Source organism: Nocardioides bruguierae (assembly GCF_023656415.1).
Classification (GTDB): Bacteria; Actinomycetota; Actinomycetes; order Propionibacteriales; family Nocardioidaceae; genus Nocardioides; species Nocardioides bruguierae.
In genome coordinates this window covers 16215-42762 of record NZ_JAMOIL010000002.1, presented here as the reverse complement: position 1 = coordinate 42762, position 26548 = coordinate 16215, and the positions used below count along the sequence as shown (strand labels likewise).

Here is a 26548-nt window from a genome sequence, read left to right as displayed (position 1 = left end):
GTGGACGCCGTGCGGGCCCTGCTGCGCGAGGCGTCGGCCGTGCTGACGGACGCCGGGGTCGCCAGCCCGGAGCACGACGCCGCCGCCCTGCTGGCGCACGTGCTCGACGTGCCGCGCTCGCGCCTGCCGCTGGTCGCCGACGTGGGGGAGCAGGACGCCGGCCGGCTGGCCGCCCTGGTCGCGCGACGCGCCTCCCGGGAGCCGCTCCAGCACCTCGTGGGCACCGCTGCGTTCCGGCACCTCGAGCTCGCCGTCGGCCCGGGCGTCTTCGTGCCGCGGCCGGAGACCGAGCTGCTGGCGGGCTGGGCCGTCGAGGCCGCGCTGGCCCTCCAGGCGGCCGGCACCGCCGAGCCCGTCGTCGTCGACCTGTGCACCGGCTCCGGGGCCATCGCCGGCAGCGTCGCCCACGAGGTGCCCGGCGCCCGCGTGCACGCGGTGGAGCTCTCCGAGGACGCCTTCGACTGGGCCTCGCGGAACCTCGCCGGCAGCGGCGTCGACCTGCGCCAGGGCGACCTGGCCGACGCCTTCGAGGACCTGCTCGGGCACGTCGACGTGGTGGTCTCCAACCCGCCCTACGTGCCGCTGGAGGCCTGGGAGTCCGTGGCCCCCGAGGCCCGCGACCACGACCCCCATCTCGCCCTGTTCAGCGGCGACGACGGGCTCGACGCGATCCGGGTCATCGCCCGCCGCGCACAGCGCCTGCTGCGCCCCGGCGGCGTGCTCGGGTTCGAGCACGCCGACGCCCAGGGCGAGTCCGCGCCCGAGGTGCTCGTGCAGGTCGGGGGCTGGGAGGACGTGCGCGACCACGCCGACCTGGCCGGGCGGGCGCGGTACTGCACGGCGCGACTGGCACGATGAGCACCATGGAGCGTTTTCCCACCGGGTCCGAGGAGGAGCGCGAGACCGCCGTCGCGGCCGCGAGCCGGGCCCTCCAGCGGGGCGGCCTGGCCGTCCTGCCCACCGACACCGTCTACGGCATCGCCGCGGACGCCTTCGACGCCGACGCGGTCGCCGACCTGCTGGCCGCGAAGGGCCGCGGTCGCGACATGCCGCCGCCGGTCCTCGTCTCCGCCCGCACGACCCTGGACGCCCTGGCCACCAAGGTCCCGGGCTACGCCCGGGCGCTGGTCGAGGAGTTCTGGCCCGGCCCGCTCACCATCGTGTGCCACCAGCAGCAGTCGCTGCGGTGGGACCTCGGGGAGACCCGGGGCACCGTCGCGGTGCGGATGCCCGACCACGACCTGATGCGCGAGGTCCTCGAGCGCACCGGCCCCCTGGCGGTGTCCTCGGCGAACCTGTCGGGGCGCCCGGCCGCCCTCGACGCGGACGCGGCCGAGGAGATGCTGGGCGAGGCCGTCGACGTGATCGTGGACGACGGGGCCTCGCCGGGCGGTGAGGCCTCGACCATCGTCGACGCGACCGGTGGCCAGGGCCGCGTGCTGCGGCTCGGGGCGCTCAGCCTGGAGCAGCTCAACGCGGTGCTGGAGCCGCTCGGCGCCACGCTGACCCTCGACGAGGACTGAGGCCCGGTGCGGGAGTACCTCCTCGTCCTCCTCGTCGCGGCCTCGGTCACCTACCTGCTGACCGTCGTCGCGCGCGAGATCGCGCTGCGCACCGGGGCCGTGGCACGGGTGCGCGACCGCGACGTGCACGACGAGCCCACCCCCTACATGGGCGGGCTGGCCATGCTGGGCGGCCTCGGCGCCGCCTACCTGGTCGCCCGGCAGCTGCCGTTCCTCTCCCAGCAGTCGCCACCCTTCGTCTTCCGGGACGCGGCGGTGGTGCTGGTCGCCGGCGCGCTGATCTGCTTCGTCGGCGTCCTGGACGACATCTTCGAGCTCGACGCCCTGACCAAGCTGGGCGGCCAGCTGATCGCGGTCGGCATCCTCATCGGCTTCGGCGTGCAGTTCTACTTCGTGACGCTGCTGGACGGCACGCAGTTCACGCTGGACCTGAGCCAGGGCGCCCTGTTCACCGGGTTCCTGGTGGTGGCGACCATCAACGCGGTGAACTTCGTGGACGGCCTGGATGGCCTGGCCACGGGCGTGGTCGGGATCGGGGCGCTGGCGTTCTTCGCCTTCTGCTACCAGCTGACCAGCATCAACAACACCTCGCGCGCCTCCACGGCCGCCCTGCTGAGCATCGCCCTGGCCGGCGTGTGCCTCGGCTTCCTGCCGCACAACTTCAACCCCGCCCGCCTGTTCATGGGTGACTCGGGGTCGATGCTCATCGGGCTGGTGCTCTCGGCCAGCGCGGTCACCCTGAGCGGGCAGTTCTCCGCCAGCGAGCTGAGCGTGGACGGGTCGGGCTCGCCCGCCAGCCTGGCCCCGACGCTGCTGCCGATCGTGCTGCCCATCTCGATCCTGCTGGTGCCCCTGCTGGACCTCGTGCTGGCCGTGGTCAGACGGACCTGGGCCGGGCGCTCGCCGTTCTCGCCGGACAAGCAGCACCTGCACCACCGGCTGCTCGAGATCGGCCACTCCCAGCGGCGCGCGGTCTTCATCATGTGGCTGTGGGCGGCGCTGGTCGCGTTCGGCACCGTCTTCGCCAGCCTCTACTCGGGGCCGATGGTGGTCGCGGCCCTGGTGGTGGGCCTGCTCGTGACGGTCGCCCTCACCTTCCTGCTCCCCGCCGTCGGCCCGCGGAGGGTGCTGCCGAGCCAGGCCGCCACCGAGGTCGAACGCGTCCTGGACGCCTCGGGGGAGAGGACGCAGGATGGGACGGCCGGCCCCGGTGACGGGCGCCACCCGAGTTTGTGATAACTTTCACGAGCGCTCGGCTCCCTGCGGACCACCTGGTCGCAGGGCCGCGGAGCACGGTGTCCGGCACCGTCCCGGCGTCCCCGAGCGGGTGACCGCCGGGTGCGGACGCACAGCGGAGGGAGGCACATGAGCCAGGCAGCACGAGGCCCGTCGCGGGCACTGCTGCGGCCGCTGGTGCTCGCCCCCGCCGTGGCCTTGGCCGTCGTCGGCGTGGCCGCGCTGCTGGCCGCCGTCACCTCCGGCGGCGCCGCCGCGCTGGGGGCCGTGGCCGGAGGCGTCGTCGGCGTCGTCGTCCTCGCCCTGGGCGCCGGAGCCGTGGCCCTGGTCGCCCGCGTCCTGCCGGCCGCGTCCCTGCTCGTCGCGCTGCTCACCTACGGGCTCCAGCTGGTGCTCCTGGTGGTCGCCCTCGGGTCGCTGACGGCAGGGGACGTCCTGGGATCCGAGGAGGTCCGGCCCTGGCTGTCGGGCACCCTGGTGGCCGTCGTCCTCGCCTGGACCCCCGCGCATCTCGTTGCCGCCGTCAAGCAGCGTGTCCCCGTGTACGACGCCCCCGTGAACAGCCCGAACGACACCAGTCGGACGGATGCGGATGCGGGTGCGCGATGAGCACCACAGCCTGCTATCGTCCGTGGCGCGATGGCCCGGCACGACACTCCCGCACGGCGGCCCGACCCCTCGGTGGGGAGCGGCTCCGGTGGGGACCCGTGGTCGGCCTTCGGCTACCTGGTGGCCGGGGTGTTCGTCTACGGCGGCATCGGCTGGGGCCTCGACCGTTGGTGGGGGACCGGTTGGCTGGTGGCCGTGGGGGTCATCGTCGGCGCCGCACTGGGGACCTACCAGACCTGGGCTCGCTTCCGCACCCCGGAGGAGGAGCCCGCCGAGCAGCACCCGGGCAGCACGGACCCGGACACGAACTTGACGGGGGAACCACGGGCCGGCGGCCTTCGTTCCACCGACGACCAGACGCAGTGATCACACAGGAGTCACGTTGAGCAGCCTGATCATCAAAGCCGAGGGCTTCACCCCTCCGGGCCCGGCAGACTTCGAGCTCCCGGCCATCGCCTTCGGCGTGACCAAGCCGATGCTGCAGCTGGTGCTGGCTGCGGTCATCGTCTTCGTCTTCTTCTACGTCGCCGCACGCCACCGCCAGGTCGTGCCGGGTCGCCTCCAGTTCGCCGGCGAGCAGGGCTACAACTTCGTCCGCAACTCGATGAGCCGCGACATCCTCGGCACCCACGACTTCATGAAGTTCACGCCGTACCTCTTCGCGCTGTTCTTCTTCATCCTGGTGAACAACGTCTTCGCGACGATCCCGTTCTTCCAGTTCCCCACGTTCTCCCGCTCCGGCATGGTCTACGGCCTCGCGGCGATGAGCTGGATCATCTACAACGCGGTGGGCATCAAGAAGCACGGCTTCCTGGGCTACCTGAAGCTCCAGTCCGTGCCGTCGGGCGTCACCGGCCCGATCCTGGCGCTGCTGATCCCGCTGGAGTTCCTCTCCAACATCATCGTGCGACCGGTCACGCTGGCCCTGCGTCTGTTCGCGAACATGCTCGCCGGCCACCTGCTGCTGATCCTTTTCGCGCTCGGTGGCGAGTACCTGCTCGTGGAGCTCGGCGGCGCCTACGCCGCGGTCGGCATCCTCTCGTGGGTCATGTTCATCGCCATCGCCTTCCTGGAGCTGCTGGTCCAGTTCCTCCAGGCCTATGTCTTCGTCCTCCTCAACGCCATGTACATCCAGGGCGCCCTCGCGGACGAGCACTGACCACCATTCTCAGGTAGCCGGCACCGCCGGACCTGCGGTCCCCGACCACCTCAGCTCTGACTCAGCAGAGAAACCCGAAAGGAAACCCCGTGGAACTCACTGGCTCCATGAACATGATCGGCTACGGCCTGGCCGCCATCGGCCCCGGCGTCGGCATCGGTCTCATCTTCGCCGCCTACATCGCCGGCGTGGCCCGTCAGCCGGAGGCCCAGGGCCGCCTGCAGTCGATCGCCATCCTGGGCTTCGCGCTGGCCGAGGCGCTCGCGATCATCGGTATCGCCCTCGCCTTCGTCCTCTGACCGGGCTCTGCGCCCACTTCTGACGTAGTAGCAGCCGGAAGGACCTGCCATGCACACGTTGACGACGGCTCTCGTCGTTGAGGCGGCCGAGGGGGAGCTCAATCCCCTCGTTCCCCACACGGCCGAGATCGTTCTCTCCCTGATCGTCTTCGGCATCCTCTTCTTCGCGGTGCGCAAGTTCGTGGTCCCTGCCTTCGAGCAGGCCTACGCCGAGCGCACGGCGGCGATCGAGGGCGGCATCGCCGCGGCCGAGTCGAAGCAGGCCGAGGCCGACGCCCGGCTCGCCGAGCTGGAGGCCCAGCTGGCCGACGCTCGTCACGAGGCTGCCCGCATCCGCGAGGAGGCTCGGGAGCAGGGCGCGGCGATCATCGCCGAGATGCGCGACCAGGCCCAGACCGAGGCGACGCGCATCGTCGAGAACGGCAAGACGCAGATCGAGGCGGAGCGTCAGCAGGCCGTCACGGCCCTGCGTGCCGAGGTCGGCGCCATCGCGACCGGCCTCGCCGGTCGCATCGTCGGCGAGAGCCTCGAGGACGAGGCTCGCCAGAGCCGCGTGGTCGAGCGCTTCCTCGTCGACCTCGAGGCCGGGACGTCGGGGGTCAACTGACATGACCTCGGACTTCCGCGGAGCCTCCGCCGATGCCGTCGCCGTCCTCACCGGCGAGCTGGAGAGCGCGCTCTCCGGCTCGCCGGAGGCGGCAGCGACGGTGGCGGACAACCTGTTCAGCGTCGCCCGGACGCTGCGCGGGGAGGCGGCGCTGCGCCGGTTCACCACCGATGTCTCCGTCCCCGTCGAGGCCCGCTCGGGCCTCGTGGGCGAGGTCCTCGGGGGCAAGGTCGACGAGATCAGCCTCGCGCTGTCCCGTTCGGCCGTGAGCCGTCGCTGGACCGTCACCCGTGACCTCGCGGACGCGCTCGAGCACCTCTCGGTGGTCGCTCGTGTCCGCGCGACCGGCGGCGACGCCGGTCGTCTGGCCGACGAGCTGTTCGTCTTCGCCCAGACGGTGAAGAAGAACCCCGCCCTGCGTGACGCCCTGTCCGACCCCGCGCGGTCGGTGGGTGACAAGGGCGCCCTGGTGTCCTCGCTGCTCGAGGGCAAGGCTCTTCCCGCCACCCAGGCGCTCGCCACCCAGGCACTGTCCGGCACCTACCGGACCGTCGGCGTCGCGCTCGCCGAGTACCAGAAGGTCGCCGCGCACGTGCACGGCCAGGACGTCGCCACGGTCCGCGTGGCGCAGCCCCTGTCCGACACCGACCGTGAGCGTCTCGCCCAGGCCCTGACCCGTCAGTACGGGCGGCCGGTCCACCTCAACCTGGTCGTCGACCCCGCCCTCCTGGGCGGCATGCGCGTCGAGATCGGCGACGACGTCATCGACGGGACGGTCTCCGGCCGGCTCGCTGACGCCCGCCGCTCGCTCGCCGGCTGACCGGCCCCCACCCACCTGACTCCCGCACGACACAGAGAGAAGGAACGACGATGACGGAGCTCTCGATCCGTCCGGACGAGATCCGCGACGCGCTGCAGAAGTACGTGGCCGACTACCAGCCCGACGCGGCCAGCCGCGAAGAGGTCGGCACGGTCGCCCAGGCCGCGGACGGCATCGCGCGTGTCTCCGGCCTCCCGTCCGCGATGGCCAACGAGCTCCTCGAGTTCGAGGACGGCACGCTGGGCATCGCCCTGAACCTCGACACCCGCGAGATCGGTGTCGTCGTGCTGGGTGACTTCGACAAGATCGAGGAGGGTCAGACGGTGCGCCGCACCGGCGAGATCCTCTCGGTGCCGGTCGGCGACGGCTTCATGGGCCGCGTCGTGGACCCGCTGGGCAACCCCATCGACGGCCTCGGCGACATCGAGTCCGTCGGCCGCCGCGCCCTCGAGCTCCAGGCCCCGACCGTGGTCGAGCGCAAGTCGGTGCACGAGCCCCTGGCCACCGGCATCAAGGCGATCGACGCCATGACGCCGATCGGCCGCGGCCAGCGCCAGCTCATCATCGGCGACCGCGCGACCGGCAAGACCACGATCGCGATCGACACGATCATCAACCAGAAGCAGAACTGGGAGTCCGGCGACCCCAGCAAGCAGGTCCGCTGCATCTACGTCGCCGTCGGCCAGAAGGGCTCGACCATCGCCTCCGTGCGCGGTGCCCTCGAGGAGGCCGGCGCCCTGGAGTACACGACCATCGTGGCCGCCCCGGCCTCGGACTCCGCCGGCTTCAAGTACCTCGCCCCCTACACCGGCTCGGCCATCGGCCAGCACTGGATGTACGACGGCAAGCACGTCCTGATCGTCTTCGACGACCTGACCAAGCAGGCCGAGGCCTACCGCGCCGTGTCGCTGCTCCTGCGTCGTCCGCCGGGCCGCGAGGCCTACCCGGGTGACGTCTTCTACCTGCACTCCCGCCTGCTCGAGCGCTGTGCCAAGCTCTCGGACGAGATGGGTGCCGGCTCGATGACCGGTCTGCCGATCATCGAGACCAAGGCGAACGACGTCTCGGCCTTCATCCCGACCAACGTCATCTCCATCACCGACGGCCAGATCTTCCTGCAGTCGGACCTGTTCGCCGCGAACCAGCGCCCGGCCATCGACGTCGGTGTGTCCGTGTCCCGCGTCGGCGGTGCGGCGATGACCAAGGCCATGAAGGGCGTCACCGGCTCCCTCAAGGTCGACCTGGCGCAGTACCGCGCCATGGAGGCCTTCGCCATGTTCGCCTCGGACCTCGACGCCGCGTCGCGCCAGCAGCTGGACCGCGGTCAGCGCCTGATGGCGCTGCTCAAGCAGCCGGCCTACTCCCCGTACCCGGTGGAGGACATGACGGTGTCGCTGTGGCTGGGCACCAGCGGCCGCCTCGACATCGTCCCCGTCGACGACGTGATCCGCTTCGAGCAGGAGTTCATCGACTACCTGCGCCGCTCGCACGAGGGCATCCTGTCCTCCATCCGCGAGAGCCTGAAGTTCGAGGTCGAGGAGGGCCTGAGCGCCGCCTACGACTCGTTCCTCGACCAGTTCGAGACCTCCGACGGCTCCTCGGTGAAGCCGGGCCGCGAGGAGACCCAGGCCCTCGGTGACGACGAGCTCGGCCAGGAGCAGATCGTCAAGCAGAAGCGGGGCTGACCCGTGACGATCCCGACGACGAGCAAGGAGGTGAGCGCACATGGCAGTCTCGCTGCGTGAGTACCGGGCACGCATCAAGTCGACCCAGTCGATGAAGAAGATCACCCGAGCCATGGAGCTCATCGCTGCCTCGCGCATCATCAAGGCGCAGCAGCGGGCACAGGCCGCTGCGCCCTACGCGCGAGAGCTGACGCGTGCCGTGTCGGCCGTGGCGACGTACTCCGACGTCGACCACGTGCTGACGACCGAGCCCGAGAACCCCCAGCGTGCCGCGGTCCTGGTGATCACCAGCGACCGTGGCCTGGCGGGCGCCTACTCCTCGAGCGTGCTGAAGGAGGCCGAGCGTCTGGTCGGTCGCCTCACCGAGGAGGGCAAGGAGGTCGACCTGTACCTCTCGGGGCGCAAGGCCGAGGCCTACTACCGCTTCCGCGGCCGGCCAGTGGCCCACTCGTGGACGGGCTTCTCCGACAGCCCCACCTACGACGCCGCGGCCGAGATGGGCGCGACGCTGATCGAGGCCTTCCTCAACGGCGCCGGCGGTGCCGAGGCCACGGACAGCGAGATCGCCGGCGTGGACGAGGTCCACGTGGTGTTCACGCGGTTCATCTCGATGCTGACGCAGGAGCCCCACGCGACGCGCCTGCTGCCGCTGGAGGTCGTGGAGGGCGTGGAGCAGCCGGAGGACTCCGACCTGCTGCCGCTGTACGAGTTCGAGCCGTCCGCCGAGGAGGTCCTCGACGCGCTGCTGCCGCAGTACGTCGTGAGCCGGATCTACTTCTGCCTGCTGCAGGCCGCCGCCTCCGAGCTGGCCGCCCGTCAGAAGGCGATGAAGTCCGCGACCGACAACGCGGAGGAGCTCATCAAGAAGTACACCCGCATCGCCAACCAGGCCCGCCAGGCCGGCATTACCCAGGAGATCAGCGAGATCGTCGGTGGCGTCAACGCCCTCGCCGACGCCAACGCTGGGTCCGACTGACCACGGAGTGAGTGAGAGACATGACTGCAACTCTTGAAGAGACCAGCCAGGCGGGCGGCGCGAGCGTCGGTCGGATCGCCCGGGTCATCGGCCCCGTCGTCGACGTGGAGTTCCCCGTCGACGCGATGCCTGAGATCTACAACAAGCTCGAGGTCCAGGTGACCCTGGGCGGCGAGACCTCCACCCTGCCGCTGGAGGTGGCCCAGCACATCGGTGACGGCATGGTCCGCGCCATCTCGCTGAAGCCGACCGACGGCCTCGTGCGCGGCGGCCAGGTGACCGACACCGGCAACCCGATCATGGTGCCTGTCGGCGACGCCACCCTGGGCAAGGTCTTCAACGCCACCGGTGACGTCCTGAACCTCGCCGAAGGCGAGACCTTCGAGGTCAACGAGCGCTGGGGCATCCACCGCAAGGCCCCGGCCTTCGACCAGCTCGAGTCCAAGACCCAGATGTTCGAGACCGGGATCAAGGTCATCGACCTGCTGACCCCGTACGTCCAGGGCGGCAAGATCGGCCTGTTCGGCGGCGCCGGCGTGGGCAAGACCGTGCTCATCCAGGAGATGATCGCGCGTGTGGCCCGCGACCACGGTGGTGTGTCGGTGTTCGCCGGTGTCGGCGAGCGCACCCGTGAGGGCAACGACCTCATGGTGGAGATGGAGGAGGCGGGCGTCCTCGGTCAGACCGCGCTCGTCTTCGGCCAGATGGACGAGCCGCCGGGCACGCGTCTGCGCGTCGCCCTGTCGGCGCTGACGATGGCGGAGTACTTCCGCGACGTCCAGAACCAGGACGTGCTGCTGTTCATCGACAACATCTTCCGGTTCACCCAGGCCGGTTCCGAGGTGTCCACGCTGCTCGGCCGCATGCCGTCCGCCGTGGGCTACCAGCCGAACCTCGCCGACGAGATGGGCGTCCTGCAGGAGCGGATCACCTCGACCCGCGGCCACTCGATCACCTCGATGCAGGCGATCTACGTGCCGGCGGACGACTACACCGACCCGGCTCCGGCGACGACCTTCGCGCACCTGGACGCCACGACCGAGCTCTCCCGTGAGATCGCGTCGCTGGGCATCTACCCGGCCGTGGACCCGCTGACCTCGACCTCCCGCATCCTCGACCCGCAGTACATCGGTCGGGAGCACTACGACTGCGCGATCCGCGTGAAGCAGATCCTGCAGCGCAACAAGGAGCTCCAGGACATCATCGCGATCCTCGGTGTCGACGAGCTCTCCGAGGAGGACAAGGTCATCGTCTCCCGAGCCCGTCGCATCCAGCGCTTCCTCTCGCAGAACACCTACGTGGCGAAGCAGTTCACGGGCATCGAGGGCTCGACCGTGCCGGTCAAGGACACCATCGAGGCGTTCAACAAGATCGCGGACGGCGAGTACGACCACGTGGCCGAGCAGGCCTTCTTCATGTGCGGCGGTCTGGACGACGTCGAGCAGAAGTGGGCTGAGATCCAGAAGAGCCTCTGATGGCTGTCTCCGTGGGAACCGGCCTCCAGGTCGAGATGGTCGCGGCCGACCGCGTCGTGTGGTCGGGCGAGGCCTCCATGGTGATCGCCCGGACGGTCGAGGGCGACCTGGGCATCCTGCAGGGGCACGCGCCGCTGCTGTCGCTGCTCACGGACGCCGCTGTCGAGGTCACGACGCCTGAGGGCGTCGTCCACGCTGCGGTGGACGGTGGGTTCGTCTCCGTGTCCGACGACCGGGTCTCGATCCTCACCGAGCGGGCGCTGCTCGCCGAGGAGATCAAGATCGACGAGGTGCACGCGGAGCTCGAGTCCGCCGAGCACCTCCCCACCGGCGACGAGCGCGAGATGCGCCTGCGCCGGGCCGAGGCGCGCATGCGCGCCTACGAGGCATCGCGCGGCTGACGCCGTGCGTCCCGGACGCCCCGTGCCCCCTGAGGGCACGGGGCGTCCGTGCGTCCACCCTGCCTGCGGCAGGTCTCGACCGGGGCCGCTAGGCTCTGGTCACGAGCGCGGCGTGGCGCGGAGGAGGTGCGGATGGCGATCTGGGAGTGGCTGCTGGACGCGGCCCTGGTGCTCCTCGCCCTCCTGCTCCTCTACGTCGTGGGTCTCGTCCTGCGACGTCGCCTCCTCGGCCGCCACGGCGGCACGTTCGAGCTCGCCCACCGGGTCGACGCCAGCCGCCCCGGTCGCGGCTGGGCGCTGGGCGTGGGCCGGTACGCCGACGAGCGTCTCGAGTGGTTCCGCGTCTTCTCCCTCTCCCCGCTGCCGAAGAGCGCCTGGGCGCGGGCCGAGCTGGAGTACCACGGCCGCCGCCATCCCGACGGCGACGAGCAGATGGCTCTGTACCCGGGCCACGTGGTGATCACCTGCACCGGCCCCCGGGGTGCGGTCGAGCTCGCCATGGCCCCGGAGACGGTCACCGGGTTCCAGGCCTGGCTGGAGGCGCGTCCTCCCGGGGCCGAGATGCCCGGCGGCGCCCGCTCCTGATGTCGGCCCGGACCGCCGGCTCGGCGCCTTCCGAGGCAGCTGGGTAGACCGGTAAACCTCCGGGGTGTCACAGTGGGCTCGTGAGCACCACCGCACCCCGTCGGAGCCCCCGTCCGGCGTCCCTGCCGCCCCGCCTCGTCCTGGCCCGCAACAGCGTGGCCGGCAGCTTCGCGCTCAACGGGATCGTCTTCGCGACGTTCGCCTCGCGGCTGCCGGACGTCCGCGAGCGGCTCGACCTGAGCAACGGTGCGCTGGGCCTGCTGCTCCTCGCAACCTCGTGCGGCTCCCTGCTGGCGCTGCCCGCCACGGGCTGGGTGATCGGTCGCATCGGTGCGGGCAACACGGTCCGGGTCGGCGCCCTGCTCGACACCGTGGGTCTCCTGGTCGCCGTGCTGGGTGCCGTGCTCGGCACGCCCGCCGTCACGGTCGTGGGGCTCTTCCTGCTCGGCATGGGCAACGGCTCGTGGGACGTGGCCATGAACGTCGAGGGCGCCGAGGTCGAGCGGCGGCTGGGCTACACCATCATGCCCCGCTTCCACGCCGGCTGGAGCCTGGGCTCGTTCCTGGGCCTCGGCGTCGCCACGGTGCTGCTGGCGCTGCACGTCGACGTGCTGGTCCACGTGGGCGTCGTGGTGGCCGTGGTCCTGGTGGCCGCGCACCTGACGGCGGCACGCTTCCTGGAGCCGCAGGACGAGGACGACGAGACCGCGGTCGTGCGTGACTCGCGCTCGGCCTGGGGCGAGGGCCGCACCCTCGCGCTGGGGCTGATGGTGCTCGCCTTCGCCCTCACGGAGGGCACCGCCAACGATTGGCTCTCGCTGGCGCTGATCGACGGCTACGACCTGCCGCACTGGGCCGGCGTCGGCGGCTTCACGGTCTTCGTGGTGGCGATGACGACCGGTCGCCTGGTGGGCACGGCCCTGCTCGACCGGCTGGGTCGCGTCCGCGTCCTGCTCGCGAGTGCCGCGTGCACCTTCGTGGGCGTGCTCCTCACCGTCTTCGGCCCCCACCTCGCGGTGGTCGTCGTCGGCATCCTCTTCTGGGGCGCCGGCGCGGCCCTCGGCTTCCCCGTCGGCATGTCGGCCGCGGCGGACGACCCGGTGCGCGCCGCCGCCCGGGTCTCCGTGGTCTCCACCATCGGCTACGGTGCGTTCCTCGCGGGCCCGCCGTTGCTCGGCTGGCTGGCCGACCACGTCGGCACCCTGCACATGCTGCTGTTCCTCGCCGCCATGGTGGTGCCCTCGGCGCTGGCCGTGGGTGCTGCCCGCGAGCGCCCGGTGCCGCCCGACCACACGGCCTGAGGGCCGCGGGCGTCGGCCCCCAGTCTCAGCCTCAGCCGCACCCCGGGAGCGCCGTCAGCGGCCCGTCCGGGGCGGGGCCGGCGGCCGGCCCGTCGCCACCGAGGGTGCCGGCCGGCAGCGCGGCCTGGAGCACCACCGCGCCGCCCCGCAGCCGCACGCTCTCGATGGTGAGGCCGTCGCCGAGCCCGCGGTCCGTCCTTCCGGTGCTGCTGCGCCCCGCGAGGCCGGCGGCGATCTCGCGGGCCTGCGCCAGCGGCACCACGAGGGTCAGGCTGCCGCCGTCGTGGGTGAGGGTGCCCTCCTCGCCGCGCCGGGCGTCGCGCAGCCGGAGATCCAACGTCGCGTCGTCGCGCTCCAGGTGCACGCCGACGTCCCCCAGCGAGCCGCCGGCCAGGGCGAGGGGCAGCCGCCAGGTGGAGACGTCGAGGTCCACGGAAGCATCCGTCTCGTCGTCCCCGGTGCAGGTGAGCGCGTCCGCCAGCCGGTCCTCGAGCCGTCGCTCCACGGCGTGGGAGCCCAGCAGCAGGCCCACCAGGAGCACCAGGACGCCGGTCAGCAGCCCGACGACGAGCAGCCGGGTCCGGCGGCGTCCGCTGTCGGGTGGGGGAGAGGGGGCGGGCGTGGCGGGGGCGGGAGGCCTGGTGGTCGACATGGGCACCGAGCCTGGCGCCGGCGGCTGAGGGACGGCCCCGCCCGCGGCTGACGGTCCTCCACCCGTCGGGGCGGGCGTCGGCACCGCTCCGGGTGCCGATCGTCAGCCAACCGTCAGGTACGACCCCCACACTGGGCGGGTGCCCTCCCTGTCGCCCGCCACCGAGACGCGTACGGACCCGCCCGCCGACCTGCTGGTCGTGGAGGACGAGGCGTCGCTGCGCACGGTGCTGGGGCGCACGCTCTCCTTCGCCGGGCACGGGGTGCGCACCGTCGGCACCGTCGCCGCGGCCCGCGCCGCCCTCGCCGAGCGGCTGCCGGACCTCGTCGTGCTCGACGTGATGCTGCCCGACGGGTCGGGGCTCGACCTCTGCGCCCACGTGCGCGAGCACCACCCGGGCGTGGCCGTCGTCTTCCTCACCGCCCGCGACGGCGTCGACGACCGGCTCACCGGCTTCGCCCTGGGCGGCGACGACTACCTGACCAAGCCGTTCTCGGTGGCGGAGCTGGTGGCGCGCGTGCAGGCGGTGCTCCGCCGCACCCGGGCGCCGCAGCCGGCCGAGGCGGAGCTGCCGGGGCTGCGAGTGGGAGACCTCGAGGTGCGTGAGGACTCCCACGAGGTGCTGCGCGACGGGCAGCCGCTCACCCTGTCTCCCACGGAGTTCCGGGTGCTGCACGTGCTGGCCCTCAACGCCGGACGGGTGCTGAGCAAGCAGCAGATCCTCGACCACGTGTGGCGCTACGACTTCGGCGGCGACGGCGGCGTGGTGGAGAAGTTCGTCAGCCAGCTGCGGCGCAAGGTGGACGCCGGGCGTGAGCCGCTCCTGCACACGGTCCGCGGCTTCGGCTACGTGCTGCGGGAGCCGCGCGCGTGACGCCTCCGGCGACGAGCCTGCGGGGCCGGCTGGTCCTGGTGACCGTGGCGGTGCTGCTCGCCGGCCTCGTCGCCGTCGACGTGACCGCCTGGCTCGGGCTGCGCCACCACCTCGCCGGCCGCACCGACGAGGCGCTCGAGCGCACCGCTGCCCGGGTCGCGCTGCTGGACCCCGGACGCCCCGTCACCGTCGACCCGGGCACGCTCACTGGGATCGTGCCCGGTGGTCTCCTCGTCGTCGCGCTGGACGAGGACGGCGCGGTGGTGGGGGAGCAGGCGCCCACGGGCCTGCCGTCCTCGGCCATGGACGACGCCGTCGACCTCGCCCGCACCGCACCCGAGCAGACGCTGGTCACCGCGGGGGAGGGGGAGGACGCCGTCCGACTGCTGCGGGTCTCGCTGGCGCCGGACAGCAGGCTGCTCGTGCGCAGCGGCACCTCGCGCGACTCCGACCGGGTCAGGGTCGACGCCGTCGTGGTGGGGCTCCCGCTGGCCGACGACGTCGCGGCGCTGCGGGCCCTGCTGCTGGTCGAGCTGGTCGCCGGCGTCCTGGTGCTCCTCCTGGGCGCGCTGGCGGCCGCCGGGCTGGTGCGGGTCGGGCTGCTCCCGCTGCGCCGGATGACGCGGGCGGCCCGGGCGATCGAGGCCGGCGAGGACGCCGTGGTGCCGCCCGGCGCCCCCGGCACCGAGACCCACGAGGTGGCCACCGCGCTGAACGAGGCGTTCGCGGCCCGGGCGCGCTCGGAGGCCGCCGTCCGCCAGTTCCTCGCCGACGCCTCGCACGAGCTGCGGACGCCCGTGACGGCTCTCGCGGCCTGGGGCGACCTGCACCGCGCCGGCGCCCTGCCCACGCCCGCGGACACCGACGAGGCGCTGGACTCCGTGGGCCGGGAGGCCGACCGGCTGCGGGTGCTGGTGGAGGAGATGCTCGTCCTGGCGCGGATGGACGCCGGGGCCCCGCACACGAGCGAGCCGGTGGACCTGGCCGCGGTCGTCGCGGAGTCGTGCACCGCCCTGGCGGTGCTCGCGGGCACGGACGCAGCGGGCCGCCCGCGGCTCGTCCCACCCGTCGCCGCCGGGCCCGCACCGGTGCTGGGCGACCGGCCCGCCCTGCGGCGAGCCGTCGACAACCTCGTGGTGAACGCGGTGCGGCACGGCCTGGGGAAAGGCGGCGGCCGGGTCGAGGTGGTGCTGGCGCACGACGAGGCGGGCGACGTCGCCGTGCGGGTGCTGGACGACGGCCCCGGGCTGGGTGACGAGCAGCGGACGCTCGCCACCGACCGGTTCTGGCGCGGGGACCCGGGTCGGGCGGGTCGCCCCGGCCCGCAGGACGACGTCGGCGCCGCCCCCTTCTCCACCGGCGGTGCCGCCACCGACGGCGGTGGCAGCGGGCTCGGCCTGGCCATCGTGGCGGAGACCGCGGCACGGCACGGCGGCGTGCTGAGGCTGCTGCCGCGGGAGGAGGGCCCCGGCCTGGCGGCGGAGCTGTCCCTGCCGGGCGCCCCGGGGACCGGAGCCGTCGTCAGCGGATCGTCAGGTGACCGGCAGGACCTCCGCGGTCGGGGCCCGGGTCGCCCCGGAGGCGGAGCCGGTGCGATGGGTCTCGTGTCCACCACTGACGACCGAGAAGCCCCGACCGCCCCGCAGCAGCACCCGGACCCCGGCCCGCCCCCGTGGGGCCGTGCCCGTGTGCGGGCCGCCCGGCTCGTGGGCCGTGCCGCCGACCTGCCGGTCCACCGGCCCCGCTCCGTGCTCGCCGCCTGGCTCGTCCTGGTGGTGGCTCTGCTGGCGGCGGCCGCCACCTGGGGCGGCACCTACACCGACGACATCGACGTGCCCGACAGCCAGGCCGTCGCGGCCGCCGACCTGCTCGCCGAGCACCCGGCCGCGGGCCAGGGGTCGGGCCAGGATTCGGGCCAGGCCGGCGGGTACAGCGCCACCGTCGTCCTGCACGACCCCGACGGCCTGGCCTCCGTCGACGCCGCCGCGCTCGACGCGTTCTCCGCGGACCTGGCGGCGGTGGACGGGGTGTCCTCGGTCAGCGAGCCGCTGGCCCCGGGCACCGTCAGCGACGACGGCACCACCGCCCTGGTCACCCTGCGGCTCCCCGAGAACCCCCGCTCCCTCGACGATGCCGATGTGGACGCGCTCCTGGCGCCGACCGACGACCTGCCGAGCACCGTCGAGGTCTCGTGGGCGGGCGTGCTGGGCGACGTGGTCGAGTCCGCGCAGCACCCCGGCGGCCACCGGCTGCCCGAGATGATCGGGCTGGGCGTGGCGCTGCTGGTCCTGCTGCTGGCGTTCGGCTCGGTGCTCGGCGCGCTGCTGCCCCTGGCCTCGGCGGTGCTGGGCGCGCTGGCCGGGTCCGCGCTCCTGCTGCTCCTGGCCGCGGTGCTGACCCTGGGCACCTCCGCGCCGACGCTCGCGCTCATGATCGGGCTCGGCTGCGGCATCGACTACGCGCTGTTCCTGCTCACCCGCGCCCGGCAGCGGCTGCTCGAGGGCGCCGAGCCGGCCGCCGCCGTCCGCGACGCCCAGCGCAGCGCCGGGCACTCGGTGCTGGTGGCCGCCGGCACCGTCGCCGTGGCCCTGCTGGGCCTCTACGTGAGCGGCGTCGACTTCGTCGGACGGCTGGGCCTGGCCGCCGTCGTCACGCTGGCCACGGCCGCGCTGGCGGCCGTCACCGTGGTGCCGGCCGCGACCGTGCTGCTCGGGCGGCGGATCGACCGGCTGCGCGTGCGGCGGCCCGTGGCGGAGGGGCCGACCAGCCAGGAGGACGCCCAGGAGGGTGGCCGGGACCGCTGGGCCTCGTTCGCCCGTGCCGTGGCCCGGCGCCCGGTGGCGGTCACCGTGCTGGGCGTGCTCCTGCTCGGGGTGCTGGCCGTGCCGCTGGCCTCCATCCGGCTCGGGCACGTGGACGAGGGGGCCGACCCCGTCGGCACCACGACCCGCACGGCCTACGACCGCACCGTCGAGGGGTTCGGCCCGGGCGCGCCCGCCTCCGTCACCGCCGTGCTCGACCTGCGCGAGGTCCCCGAGGCCGCCAGGGCCGAGGCGATGACCGAGGCCGCGACCCTCGTGGGGGACACCGACGGGGTCGCGTCCGTGACCGCCTTCGTCGCCTCCGCCGACGGCGAGGTCGCGACCGCCACCGTCGTGCCCGACACCGAGCCGCAGGACGCCGGCACCACCGACACCGTGCACCGGCTCCTCGGCGAGACCGGTGACGCCGTCGAGGAGGCCACCGGCGCCCCGCTGATGATGACGGGCCAGACCGTCGGCCAGGTGGAGATGGGGGACCGGCTCACCGACCGGCTGCCGCTCATCGTGGCCTTCGTGGTGGGTGCCGCGTTCGTGCTGCTGACGGTCACCTTCCGCAGCCCCGTCGTCGCGCTCAAGGCTGCGGTGATGAACCTGATCTCCATCGGCGCCTCCTACGGCGTCGTGGTGGCCGTCTTCCAGTGGCAGTGGGGCTCGCAGCTCTTCGGCCTGGACGAGGCGGTGCCGGTGGAGTCCTTCGTGCCGATGATGATGTTCGCGATCGTCTTCGGGCTGTCGATGGACTACGAGGTCTTCCTGCTCAGCCGGGTGCGGGAGGAGCACCTGGCCGGGCGTGGCACCACCGACGCGGTGGCCACCGGGCTCTCGGCCACCGCCCGGGTCATCACGGCGGCGGCCGCGATCATGGTCAGCGTGTTCGGGGCGTTCGCGTTCACCGGGGACGTGGTGGTCACGATGCTCGCGGTCGGGCTCGCCGTCGCCGTGCTGGTCGACGCGACCGTCGTGCGGCTGCTGCTGGTGCCGGCCACGATGGTGCTGCTGCGGGAGGCGAACTGGTGGCAGCCGCGGTGGCTGCGCCGGGTGCTGCCCGGCTGAGACCGCCGGGCTGGGACCGCCCGGCTGAGACCGCCGGGCCGGGCCGGAGGGGGCCTCAGGCGTCGGCGGGGGCGCCCCCGGCCAGCTCGCGGGCCAGACCCTCGAGACCGGTGAGCAGCCAGTCGTAGACCTCGACGCGGTTGATGGCCTCCAGCAGCATCGGCGGCGGCACGACCAGCACGACGTGCTCGGGCTCCTCGACGTTCGGCCACAGGGTGGGGGTGGGCTCGTCGAAGCCCTCCATCACCGCCAGGTGCAGCTGCGGTGCGGCCGTGGGCCAGTCCTGGTGGCGCGCCAGCGCCCGGTCGAAGGCCGGGTCGGAGGCGGGCACGGGTCCGAACGCCGGGTCCGGCCCGATGCCCAGGGCGCCGGTCACCTCGGCGACGTTCTCGTCGTAGGCGGTCTCGACGTCGTCGGGGGAGGTCAGGTGCAGCCACTGGAAGGTCACGGGCGGCGTGGCGGGCAGGCCGAACGCCTCGTCCTCGCCCTCGACGGGGGCGACCACGAGCAGGGCCTCCGCCTCGTCCCACGACCAGCGCTCGGGGTCGAGCGGCTCGCCGGCGGCCAGGGTCGCCTCGTAGGTCTCGCGGCCGGCGGCGATCACCGCGGCGGCCAGCCACTCGGCGGTGTCGCCGGTGTGGGTGCCGGGCACGTCGCAGGCGCGCAGCAGCTCCTCGACGAGCACCTCCACCCGCTCGGCGAACGCCTCGGCCTCGGCCGTGCTCAACCGCTCGACCAGGTCCTCCACGGTGCCGTCGTCCGCGACGCCGCCGAGGGAGTCGACGTGGGCCCAGAACTCCTCGGGGGTCACGGCCGGGCCTCCTCGTCGGTGGTGCTCTGGTCGGTGGTGCTCTGGTCGGTGGTGCTCTGGTCGGTGGTGGTCTGGTCGGTGCCCCGCTCGCCCCCGGGCACCCACAGCACGTCGCCCTGTGCGCGGTTGGCGTGCCGGGCGAGGATGAACAGCAGGTCCGAGAGGCGGTTGAGGTAGGTGACGGCGAGGAGGTTCATGGACGCGCCGTGCTCCTCGACCGCGGCCCAGGCCGCGCGCTCGGCACGCCGGGCCACGGTGCGGGCCACGTGCAGGTGCGCGGCGCCGGGGGTGCCGCCGGAGAGGATGAACGAGCGCAGGGTCGGCAGGTCGGCGTTGTAGGTGTCGCACCAGCCCTCGAGCCGGTCGACGTAGGCCTGCTCCACGCGCAGCGGCGGGAACTCCGGGTCGGGCACCACCGGCGTGCACAGGTCGGCGCCGACGTCGAAGAGGTCGTTCTGCACGTGCGTGAGCACGGCCACCACGTCGTCCTCCAGACCGCCGCAGGCCACCGCGAGCCCGACGGTCGCGTTCGTCTCGTCGACGTCGGCGTAGGCGTGCAGGCGGCTGTCGTTCTTGGTGGTCTCGCTCATGTCGCCGAGGCGGGTGCGGCCGCCGTCGCCGGTACGGGTGTAGATGCGGGTGAGGTTGACCATGCCTCGCAGCGTAGTGGCAGGTCGGTGGCCCCGCGCACGCCCCGCGGGGCGCTCCGCGAGCGCGCCTCGGCCCCGTCGGCCACAGCCTCGCGACGGGCCCGGGAGAGGCGGGGGAGAGGGACACGGAGAAAAGTCCGGCTCCGGGTGCAACCCCTGGCCCTGCTCGCGCGTCACAGTAGGTAAAGAACCACGTGACGGGCCCTCGGGGGCCCGCGCACCGGAGAGGCTGGCTCATGGAGATCGAGGCGGACGGGAGCACCCTGCGCCTGCACGGCGACTGCGTCGCGCAGACGACCGAGGTCGTGCGCGAGGCGCTGTACGCGCACCTGGAGGAGCACCCGCGGGCGACCGTCGACCTGGCCGACGTGGAGGTCGTGGACCTGACGAGCCTGCGGATGATCGCCGCCGCGAGCCGTCGCGCCCACCTCGAGGGCCGCCGCCTGGCGCTGCGGGGGTGCCGCCCCTCCGTGCGTCGCCTGCTGGCCGTCTCGCGGCTGAACCGGGTCGTGGAGGTCGAGCGGCAGCCGGTCTCCGCCTGAGCCGGACCCCCGCCCGGCCCCGCAGCTCCACGGTGCTGGGCGTCCGGCATCCGAGCGCCCGCGTCCGATCGTCAAGGCCCCGGACGCGTGTGACGTGCCACACGGAACCGGGTTACCGGCGCGTACGGGTCGGCCTACGCTCCCCTGCATGAGCGAGCAGCAGCAGTCGCCGGAGCAGGGTCGCCCGGCGAGCGACCGTCCCGAGCGCGACCGCCCCTGGGTGATGCGCACCTACGCGGGCCACTCCACCGCGGCGGCCTCGAACGCGCTGTTCCGCACGAACCTCTCGAAGGGCCAGACCGGCCTGTCGGTGGCGTTCGACCTGCCGACCCAGACCGGGTACGACCCGGACTCGTCGCTGGCGCGTGGCGAGGTCGGCAAGGTCGGCGTCCCGGTGCCGCACCTGGGGGAGATGCGCCGGCTCTTCGCCGGCATCCCGCTCGCGGAGATGAACACGTCGATGACGATCAACGCCACGGCCATGTGGTTGCTGGCGCTGTACCAGGTGGTGGCCGAGGAGCAGGCCGGCGTCCCGGACGGTCAGGCCGACCCCGCCGAGGTGGCCGCCCGGCTGGCGGGCACCACGCAGAACGACATCATCAAGGAGTACCTCTCCCGGGGCACCTACGTGTTCGGGCCGGAGGCGTCGCTGCGACTGACCGCGGACGTCATCGCCTACACGGTCAATGCCGTGCCGAAGTGGAACCCGATCAACATCTGCAGCTACCACCTGCAGGAGGCGGGCGCGACGCCCACCCAGGAGCTGGCCTACGCGCTGTGCACGGCGATCGCGGTGCTCGACCGCGTCCGCGACTCCGGGCAGGTGGCGCCCGAGGACTTCGGCCGGGTCGTCGGACGCATCTCCTTCTTCGTCAACGCGGGCGTCCGCTTCGTCGAGGAGATGTGCAAGATGCGCGCCTTCGTCCAGCTGTGGGACGAGATCACCCGCGAGCGCTACGGCGTCGAGGACGCGAAGATGCGGCGCTTCCGCTACGGCGTCCAGGTCAACTCCCTCGGGCTGACCGAGGCGCAGCCGGAGAACAACGTCCAGCGGATCGTGCTGGAGATGCTGGGCGTCACCCTCAGCAAGGACGCCCGTGCCCGCGCCGTGCAGCTGCCGGCCTGGAACGAGGCGCTCGGGCTGCCGCGCCCGTGGGACCAGCAGTGGTCGCTGCGCCTGCAGCAGGTGCTCGCCTACGAGTCCGACCTGCTCGAGCACGAGGACCTCTTCGCCGGCAGCCACGTCGTCGAGGCCAAGGTCGCGGCCCTCGTCGAGGGGGCCCGCGCCGAGATGGACCGCGTGCAGGCCATGGGCGGCGCGATCGCCGCCGTGGAGTCCGGCTACATGAAGTCCGAGCTGGTCTCGGCGCACGCCGCGCGCCGCGCCCGGATCGAGTCCGGCGACGAGGTCGTCGTGGGCGTCAACCGCTTCACCAGCACCGAGCCGTCGCCGCTCACGGCCGACCTGGACGCCGCGATCCAGACTGCCGACCCCGCGGCCGAGGCCGCGGCGCTGGAGTCCGTGCGCGCCTGGAAGGAGCAGCGAGACGAGGCGGGCGTGACAGAGGCCCTCGCCGCACTGGCGGCGGCCGCCAAGACCGACGAGAACCTGATGACCGCCACCCTCGCGGCCGCCCGGGCCGGCGCGACCACGGGGGAGTGGGCCCAGGCTTTGCGTGAGGTGTTCGGCGAGTTCCGTGCCCCCACCGGCGTGGCCGGGGCCGTGGGCGCCGCGGCCGCGGGCACCGAGCTGACCGCGGTCCGCGAGCGGGTGCAGGCCACCGGGGAGGAGGTCGGCGGACCGGGCGCCCGGCTGCGGCTGCTGGTCGGCAAGCCGGGCCTCGACGGCCACTCCAACGGTGCCGAGCAGGTCGCCGTGCGGGCCCGCGACGCCGGGTTCGAGGTGATCTACCAGGGCATCCGGCTCACGCCCGAGCAGATCGTCGCCGCCGCCGTGGCCGAGGACGTGCACTGCGTCGGCCTCTCGATCCTCTCCGGCTCCCACATGGAGCTGGTGCCGGCCGTGCTCGAGGGGCTGCACGCGGCCGGTGCCGACGACGTGCCGGTCGTGGTCGGCGGGATCATCCCAGACTCCGACGCCCGAGCGCTGCTCGAGCGGGGCGTGGCGGCCGTGTACACGCCCAAGGACTTCGGCCTGACCGAGATCATGGGTGGCATCGTCGAGGTCGTCCGCGCCGCGCAGGGCCTGGACCCACGTCCCTGACCGTCGTGGCGCGGCCGTCTCGTGTGAGGAACCCATGAGATCCGCAGATGAGGTGAGGCATACCTTCCTTCTTCTTGCTACCGTCGTGGCGTGAGCAAGAAGAAGGGCAAGAAGAGCGGCAAGGCCTGCGTGCCGAAGCTCAAGTGCTGCGAGTCGAAGTCCAAGTGCGGCCGCTGCCCGCTGCGCATGCTCAAGGAGGGCACGCTGCCGGACGGCTACACGGTCAAGCGCCGCAAGCTCGTGCGCCTGGACGGGGGCACCTTCTCCAAGAAGGACCTCACGCGCGCGGCCTGAGGCTCCTCGCCTAGGCTCGTCCCACCCCCGCGGGTGAGGAGCCGCCCTCCCCGCGACACCCGCACCGAAGGAGCCGGCCGTGGTCGCCGCACGTTTCGCAGACGCCCTGAACACCCAGATCGCGCACGAGCTCGCCGCCCACCACCAGTACCTGGCGTGCGCGGTGCACTACGACTCCCAGACGATGCCCCGCATGGCGGCGTTCTTCTACGCCCAGGCGCTCGAGGAGCGCGAGCACGCCATGATGATGGTGCAGTACCTGCTCGACACCGACGCCGAGGTGCGCATCCCCGGCACCGAGGCCCCGATCACCACCTTCGACGACGTGGTGGCGCCCGTCGCGCTCGCGCTCGAGCAGGAGAAGCGGGTCACCGAGCAGATCAACGGCCTCATGCGGATCGCCCGCGAGGAGATGGACTTCGCCAGCGACCAGTTCATGGCCTGGTTCGTGAAGGAGCAGGTCGAGGAGGTCTCCTCCATGTCCGACCTGCTCGCCGTCTGCATGCGCAACGCCGACGACGTGGACGAGATCGAGGAGTGGGTGACCCGCGAGGGCGGGAGCGAGGGCGAGGACCCGACCGCCCCGCCGGCCGCCGGCGCCTGAGCCGCGTCGCGGCACGGAGGGGGAGCGGACGTGGGGCGCGTGCTCGTCGTGGGCGCCGGCGTCATCGGGCTGAGCGCGGGGGTGCGGCTCCTCGAGGCCGGGCACCGCGTCGACGTCCTGGCCCGGGACCTGCCCGCGGAGACGACCTCCGCGGTGGCCGCGGCCATCTGGTACCCCTACCTCGCCGAGCCGCGTGAGCGGGTGGGGGCCTGGGCTGCCACGACGTTCGCCGAGCTCACGGCCCTCGCCGACGTCGAGGACGCCGGCGTGCGACTCCTCGCGGGTCGCGAGCTGCGCCGGGTCGGCGGCGAGGAGCCGTGGTGGCGTGCCGCCGTCCCGGACGTCGGTCGCACCGACGACGTGCCCCGCGGGTACGCCGAGGCCTGGACGCTGACCGTGCCCGTCGCCGACATGAGCGTCTACCTGGCCTGGCTGCGTGGCCGCTTCCTCGCCCTGGGCGGCACCCTCACCCGGCACGCCCTCACGGTGCTGCCCACCGCGCCCGAGGGCGGTGCCGTGGTGGACGCCTCCGGGATCGGTGCCCGGCTCCTCGCCGGCGATGACAGCGTGGGGCCGGTCCGCGGGCAGGTCTTCCGGGTGCACGCACCCGACGTCGACTCCTGGACCCTGGACGGCGAGGGGCCCACCTACGTGGTGCCGCGCGTGCACGACGTGGTGGTCGGTGGCACCGAGGAGCCCGGCGACTGGGACCGCACGGTCCGGGCCGGCACGGCCGAGGACATCTGGCGGCGCGCCCTCGCCGTCGAGCCGCGACTGGCCGGCGCCCGCGTGCTCGCCCAGCGCGTCGGCCTGCGGCCGCGTCGCCCGCAGGTGCGGCTCGAGCGGGTGGGACGCACCGTCCACTGCTACGGCCACGGCGGTGCCGGCGTCACGTTGTCGTGGGGCTGCGCCGACGAGGTCAGGGTGCTGGTGGACGAGGCGCTGGCCGGCTGAGGGCCCTGCTGGGGCCTGGTGCACGAAAAGATACCGGACGGGGTATTCCAACCCGGTGAACGGATCGCCGGGATGAGGCAATAATGTGCCCCTATGTCTGGTGGTTTCTCGGGATCCGCCGGCCACGAGGAAGACCCCGTGCCCGGCACGTGGGCGCCCGCGGGTGCGCACGGGGACGGCGCGCGCCCTCCCGGCCCGCTCCACCGCGTCCCGGAGCCGGAGCCCGACGACCGTCTGCCGGCCCCGTCCGACACCGCCTCCTTCTGGCGCATGCTGGCGCAGGCCACCCCCGACGCCCTCTGCGTCCTGGACCGCGACGGCCGCGTGGCCGAGCTCAACGACCTGGCTCTCGCGATCCTCGGGTGCGCGGCCGAGGACGTCGTGGGCACCGCGCTCTCGCCGCTCCTGGACCCGCCGCTCGGCCTCCCCTCGGACCCGGTCCCGACCGTGCGGCCCGACGGTGAGGCGCGCGAGGCCGTGCTGCGCCGTCCCGGCGGCGAGGAGCGGCACGTGCGCGTGGTCCTCAGCGAGCCGCCCTCCGGCCTGGCGCCGGGCGTCGTCCTCGTGGGCCTGCGGGACGTCACCGAGGAGCGGGTCCTGCACGACCGGGCCGACCGCCTGCGCGACGACCTGGTGGCCACGGTCTCCCACGAGCTGCGCACCCCGCTGACCTCGATCATCGGCTACGTCGAGCTGCTGCGCGACGTGGAGTCCGAGCGGCTCGGGGCGCGCGCGGCCTCCATGCTCGAGGTGATCGCCCGCAACGCGCAGCGCGAGCTGCGGCTGGTCAACGACCTGCTCGACCTCACCTCGCTCCAGGCGGGGGTCTCCAGCGCGGCGATGCGACACGTGCCGGTGGCAGACCTGGTGCGCCGCTGCGCCGAGGGCCTGCGGATCGCCGTGCGGCAGCACGGGCTGCGGCTGCTCGTGGAGATCGAGGACGAGGCCGTCGTCCGTGGTGACGCGCAGCGGCTGGAGCAGGTGCTCGACAACCTCGTCACCAACGCCGTGAAGTTCACCCCGCCCGGAGGCACGGTGCGGGTCGTGGCCCGGGTGGAGCAGGACGAGGCGGTGCTGCTCGTCGCGGACACCGGCGAGGGGATCGCCGCCCACGACCTGCCCCGGGTGTGCGACCGGCTCTACCGGGGCGAGAACGCCGTCCGCTCGGCCGCGCAGGGCGCGGGCCTCGGGCTCAGCATCGCCCGCGCCGTGGTGAGCACCCACGGCGGGCGGCTGGAGATCGACAGCGAGGTCGGGGCGGGCACCTGCGTCACGGTGCGGCTCCCGCTCGACGAGGCCCGCTAGGGTCCGCCGGGGCCAGCCGGCCCGGCTCAGGCAGGCAGGCTCAGGCGGGCGGTGCGCTCACCGGACGGACCTCGACGACCGCGCCGGGCGTGATCGGCCCGTACAGGTGCGGGAACGTCTCGGTGCCGCCGGGCACGGCCGGCTCCTCCACCAGCGGTGCGGCCAGGAGGTCGGTGTCGACCACGAGCAGCACCAGCGGGTCGGTGACGCCGGCGTAGAACCGCGCGAGCACGCCCGCGACCTGCTCGGGCCGGGCCGCGTGCAGGAAGCCCTCCTCGGCGAGGGTGCGGCCGCGGGTGGACGTCGTGTACTCGCCGGACGCCTGGGCGGCCTCCCAGTCGGCGACGGTGGCGACGTGGTGGACGATCATCGCGCGCCCTCGCTGCTCAGAAGAGCCGGCTCTCCGGGTCGTCGAGACCCCGGAGCGCGTCGTAGTCGACCAGCGCGCAGGTGATGCCGCGGTCCTCGGCGAGCACGCGGGCCTGCGGCTTGATCAGCTGCGCGGCGAACATCCCCTGCACGGGGCCCTTCGCGGTGAGCAGCGGGTCGCGGTTGAGCAGCTCGAGGTAGCGGGTGAGCTGCTCGACGCCGTCGATCTCGCCGCGGCGCTTGATCTCGACCGCGACGGTGCGCCCGTCGGCGTCCCGGCAGAGCAGGTCGACGGGGCCGATGGCGGTGGGGAACTCGCGGCGCACGAGCGTGAGCCCGGGGGCGAGGGTGGCCGGGTGGTCGGCCAGCAGCTCCTGGAGGTGCTTCTCGACGCCGTCCTTCTGGAGCCCGGGGTCGACGCCGAGGTCGTGGCTGGAGTCGTGCAGCACCTCGGCGAGCAGGATGCGCAGGGTGTCGTCGGTCTTGGGGCTCGTGACGACCCACTCGGGGGTGCCCTCGTCGGTGGTGCCCTCGACGACGGTGCACGGCGGGCTCATCCAGTTCAGCGGCTTGTAGGAGCCGCCGTCGGAGTGCACCAGCACGGAGCCGTCGGCCTTGATCATCAGGACGCGGGTGGCGAGCGGGAGGTGGGCGGTCAGCCGGCCGGCGTAGTCGACCTGGCAGCGCGCGACGACGAGTCTCACGCCGCGCAAATGTA

28 protein-coding genes are annotated in these 26548 nt (G+C 73.3%); 23 read left to right on the top strand and 5 right to left on the bottom strand.

The features are described 5' to 3' along the window. The 15 genes from prmC to M8330_RS02565 all read left to right on the top strand — a co-directional run bounded on the left by prmC (nucleotide 1) and on the right by M8330_RS02565 (nucleotide 12676). On the top strand, nucleotides 1–858 hold the full coding sequence (prmC, locus tag M8330_RS02635; RefSeq protein WP_250826080.1) for a peptide chain release factor N(5)-glutamine methyltransferase: 858 nt from the start codon (nucleotides 1–3) through the stop codon (nucleotides 856–858). A gap of 5 nt (nucleotides 859–863) precedes the next feature. Continuing rightward, nucleotides 864–1523: an L-threonylcarbamoyladenylate synthase gene (locus M8330_RS02630; RefSeq protein WP_308196226.1), complete on the top strand. Its 660-nt coding sequence runs from the start codon at nucleotides 864–866 to the stop codon at nucleotides 1521–1523. Nucleotides 1524–1529: 6 nt separating this feature from the next. Beyond that, nucleotides 1530–2759, top strand: a complete 1230-nt coding sequence (locus tag M8330_RS02625) for an MraY family glycosyltransferase (RefSeq protein ID WP_250052623.1) — start codon at nucleotides 1530–1532, stop codon at nucleotides 2757–2759. 129 nt (nucleotides 2760–2888) lie between these two features. Beyond that, nucleotides 2889–3368, top strand: coding sequence for a hypothetical protein (locus M8330_RS02620; protein ID WP_250826078.1), 480 nt, complete (start codon nucleotides 2889–2891; stop codon nucleotides 3366–3368). 30 nt (nucleotides 3369–3398) lie between these two features. Further along, on the top strand, nucleotides 3399–3734 hold the full coding sequence (locus M8330_RS02615) for an AtpZ/AtpI family protein (protein WP_250052620.1): 336 nt from the start codon (nucleotides 3399–3401) through the stop codon (nucleotides 3732–3734). Nucleotides 3735–3750: 16 nt separating this feature from the next. Beyond that, entirely contained in the window at nucleotides 3751–4527 is a 777-nt protein-coding gene (atpB, locus tag M8330_RS02610; RefSeq protein WP_250826077.1) for a F0F1 ATP synthase subunit A, read from the top strand. 107 nt (nucleotides 4528–4634) lie between these two features. After that, nucleotides 4635–4826 carry an ATP synthase F0 subunit C gene (gene atpE, locus M8330_RS02605; protein ID WP_250052859.1) on the top strand — a complete coding sequence of 64 codons (192 nt, stop codon included), beginning with the start codon at nucleotides 4635–4637 and terminating at the stop codon, nucleotides 4824–4826. Nucleotides 4827–4875: 49 nt separating this feature from the next. Next, nucleotides 4876–5433: a F0F1 ATP synthase subunit B gene (locus M8330_RS02600; RefSeq protein WP_250052618.1), complete on the top strand. Its 558-nt coding sequence runs from the start codon at nucleotides 4876–4878 to the stop codon at nucleotides 5431–5433. A 1-nt stretch (nucleotide 5434) separates the two neighbouring features. Next, nucleotides 5435–6253, top strand: coding sequence for a F0F1 ATP synthase subunit delta (locus tag M8330_RS02595; RefSeq protein ID WP_250826076.1), 819 nt, complete (start codon nucleotides 5435–5437; stop codon nucleotides 6251–6253). Between the two features lie 50 nt (nucleotides 6254–6303). Next, on the top strand, nucleotides 6304–7938 hold the full coding sequence (atpA, locus tag M8330_RS02590) for a F0F1 ATP synthase subunit alpha (RefSeq protein WP_250052616.1): 1635 nt from the start codon (nucleotides 6304–6306) through the stop codon (nucleotides 7936–7938). 40 nt (nucleotides 7939–7978) lie between these two features. Beyond that, the gene (locus M8330_RS02585; protein ID WP_250826075.1) at nucleotides 7979–8914 is read left to right on the top strand and encodes a F0F1 ATP synthase subunit gamma; all 936 of its coding nucleotides are present in this window, start codon (nucleotides 7979–7981) and stop codon (nucleotides 8912–8914) included. 20 nt (nucleotides 8915–8934) lie between these two features. Continuing rightward, a complete protein-coding gene (atpD, locus tag M8330_RS02580) occupies nucleotides 8935–10389 on the top strand; it encodes a F0F1 ATP synthase subunit beta (protein ID WP_250052614.1) in 1455 nt (484 codons plus the stop codon). Continuing rightward, complete coding sequence (locus M8330_RS02575) at nucleotides 10389–10790, top strand: F0F1 ATP synthase subunit epsilon (protein ID WP_250826074.1); 402 nt, start codon at nucleotides 10389–10391, stop codon at nucleotides 10788–10790. Before atpD ends, M8330_RS02575 begins: the two co-directional genes overlap by 1 nt. A 132-nt stretch (nucleotides 10791–10922) precedes the next feature. Further along, entirely contained in the window at nucleotides 10923–11375 is a 453-nt protein-coding gene (locus tag M8330_RS02570; protein ID WP_250826073.1) for a DUF2550 domain-containing protein, read from the top strand. Between the two features lie 80 nt (nucleotides 11376–11455). After that, a complete protein-coding gene (locus tag M8330_RS02565) occupies nucleotides 11456–12676 on the top strand; it encodes an MFS transporter (protein ID WP_250826072.1) in 1221 nt (406 codons plus the stop codon). A gap of 31 nt (nucleotides 12677–12707) precedes the next feature. Here M8330_RS02565 and M8330_RS02560 read toward each other — a convergent pair whose 3' ends face one another. Continuing rightward, on the bottom strand, nucleotides 12708–13328 hold the full coding sequence (locus M8330_RS02560; protein WP_250826071.1) for a hypothetical protein: 621 nt from the start codon (nucleotides 13326–13328) through the stop codon (nucleotides 12708–12710). A 139-nt stretch (nucleotides 13329–13467) separates the two neighbouring features. Here M8330_RS02560 and M8330_RS02555 point away from each other — a divergent pair, with 139 nt between their 5' ends. Beyond that, nucleotides 13468–14202 carry a response regulator transcription factor gene (locus tag M8330_RS02555; protein ID WP_250826070.1) on the top strand — a complete coding sequence of 245 codons (735 nt, stop codon included), beginning with the start codon at nucleotides 13468–13470 and terminating at the stop codon, nucleotides 14200–14202. Continuing rightward, complete coding sequence (locus M8330_RS02550) at nucleotides 14199–18077, top strand: MMPL family transporter (protein WP_250826069.1); 3879 nt, start codon at nucleotides 14199–14201, stop codon at nucleotides 18075–18077. Before M8330_RS02555 ends, M8330_RS02550 begins: the two co-directional genes overlap by 4 nt. 55 nt (nucleotides 18078–18132) lie before the next feature. Here the strand turns inward: M8330_RS02550 and M8330_RS02545 are convergent, their stop codons facing one another. Next, nucleotides 18133–18888 (bottom strand): DUF4240 domain-containing protein, encoded by a 756-nt coding sequence (locus tag M8330_RS02545; RefSeq protein WP_250826068.1) that lies wholly within the window; start codon nucleotides 18886–18888, stop codon nucleotides 18133–18135. Beyond that, nucleotides 18885–19541 (bottom strand): cob(I)yrinic acid a,c-diamide adenosyltransferase, encoded by a 657-nt coding sequence (locus tag M8330_RS02540; RefSeq protein WP_250826067.1) that lies wholly within the window; start codon nucleotides 19539–19541, stop codon nucleotides 18885–18887. The genes M8330_RS02545 and M8330_RS02540 overlap by 4 nt, the downstream gene beginning before the upstream one ends. Before the next feature lie 233 nt (nucleotides 19542–19774). Here M8330_RS02540 and M8330_RS02535 point away from each other — a divergent pair, with 233 nt between their 5' ends. The 6 genes from M8330_RS02535 (at nucleotide 19775) to M8330_RS02510 (ending at nucleotide 25461) form a co-directional block, all read left to right on the top strand. Then, nucleotides 19775–20080, top strand: a complete 306-nt coding sequence (locus M8330_RS02535; RefSeq protein ID WP_250826066.1) for an STAS domain-containing protein — start codon at nucleotides 19775–19777, stop codon at nucleotides 20078–20080. Between the two features lie 148 nt (nucleotides 20081–20228). Then, the gene (locus M8330_RS02530) at nucleotides 20229–22304 is read left to right on the top strand and encodes an ethylmalonyl-CoA mutase (RefSeq protein WP_284704176.1); all 2076 of its coding nucleotides are present in this window, start codon (nucleotides 20229–20231) and stop codon (nucleotides 22302–22304) included. A 90-nt stretch (nucleotides 22305–22394) separates the two neighbouring features. Then, the gene (locus M8330_RS02525) at nucleotides 22395–22598 is read left to right on the top strand and encodes a hypothetical protein (protein ID WP_250052593.1); all 204 of its coding nucleotides are present in this window, start codon (nucleotides 22395–22397) and stop codon (nucleotides 22596–22598) included. A 79-nt stretch (nucleotides 22599–22677) separates the two neighbouring features. Continuing rightward, complete coding sequence (locus M8330_RS02520; RefSeq protein ID WP_250052591.1) at nucleotides 22678–23202, top strand: ferritin; 525 nt, start codon at nucleotides 22678–22680, stop codon at nucleotides 23200–23202. A 30-nt stretch (nucleotides 23203–23232) separates the two neighbouring features. Next, on the top strand, nucleotides 23233–24156 hold the full coding sequence (locus M8330_RS02515; protein WP_250826065.1) for an FAD-dependent oxidoreductase: 924 nt from the start codon (nucleotides 23233–23235) through the stop codon (nucleotides 24154–24156). Nucleotides 24157–24294: 138 nt separating this feature from the next. Further along, on the top strand, nucleotides 24295–25461 hold the full coding sequence (locus M8330_RS02510; RefSeq protein ID WP_250826064.1) for an ATP-binding protein: 1167 nt from the start codon (nucleotides 24295–24297) through the stop codon (nucleotides 25459–25461). 40 nt (nucleotides 25462–25501) lie between these two features. Here M8330_RS02510 and M8330_RS02505 read toward each other — a convergent pair whose 3' ends face one another. After that, a complete protein-coding gene (locus M8330_RS02505; RefSeq protein WP_250826063.1) occupies nucleotides 25502–25831 on the bottom strand; it encodes a DUF952 domain-containing protein in 330 nt (109 codons plus the stop codon). A gap of 16 nt (nucleotides 25832–25847) precedes the next feature. After that, the gene (gene nucS / locus M8330_RS02500) at nucleotides 25848–26534 is read right to left on the bottom strand and encodes an endonuclease NucS (RefSeq protein WP_250826062.1); all 687 of its coding nucleotides are present in this window, start codon (nucleotides 26532–26534) and stop codon (nucleotides 25848–25850) included. Nucleotides 26535–26548: the final 14 nt, after the last annotated feature.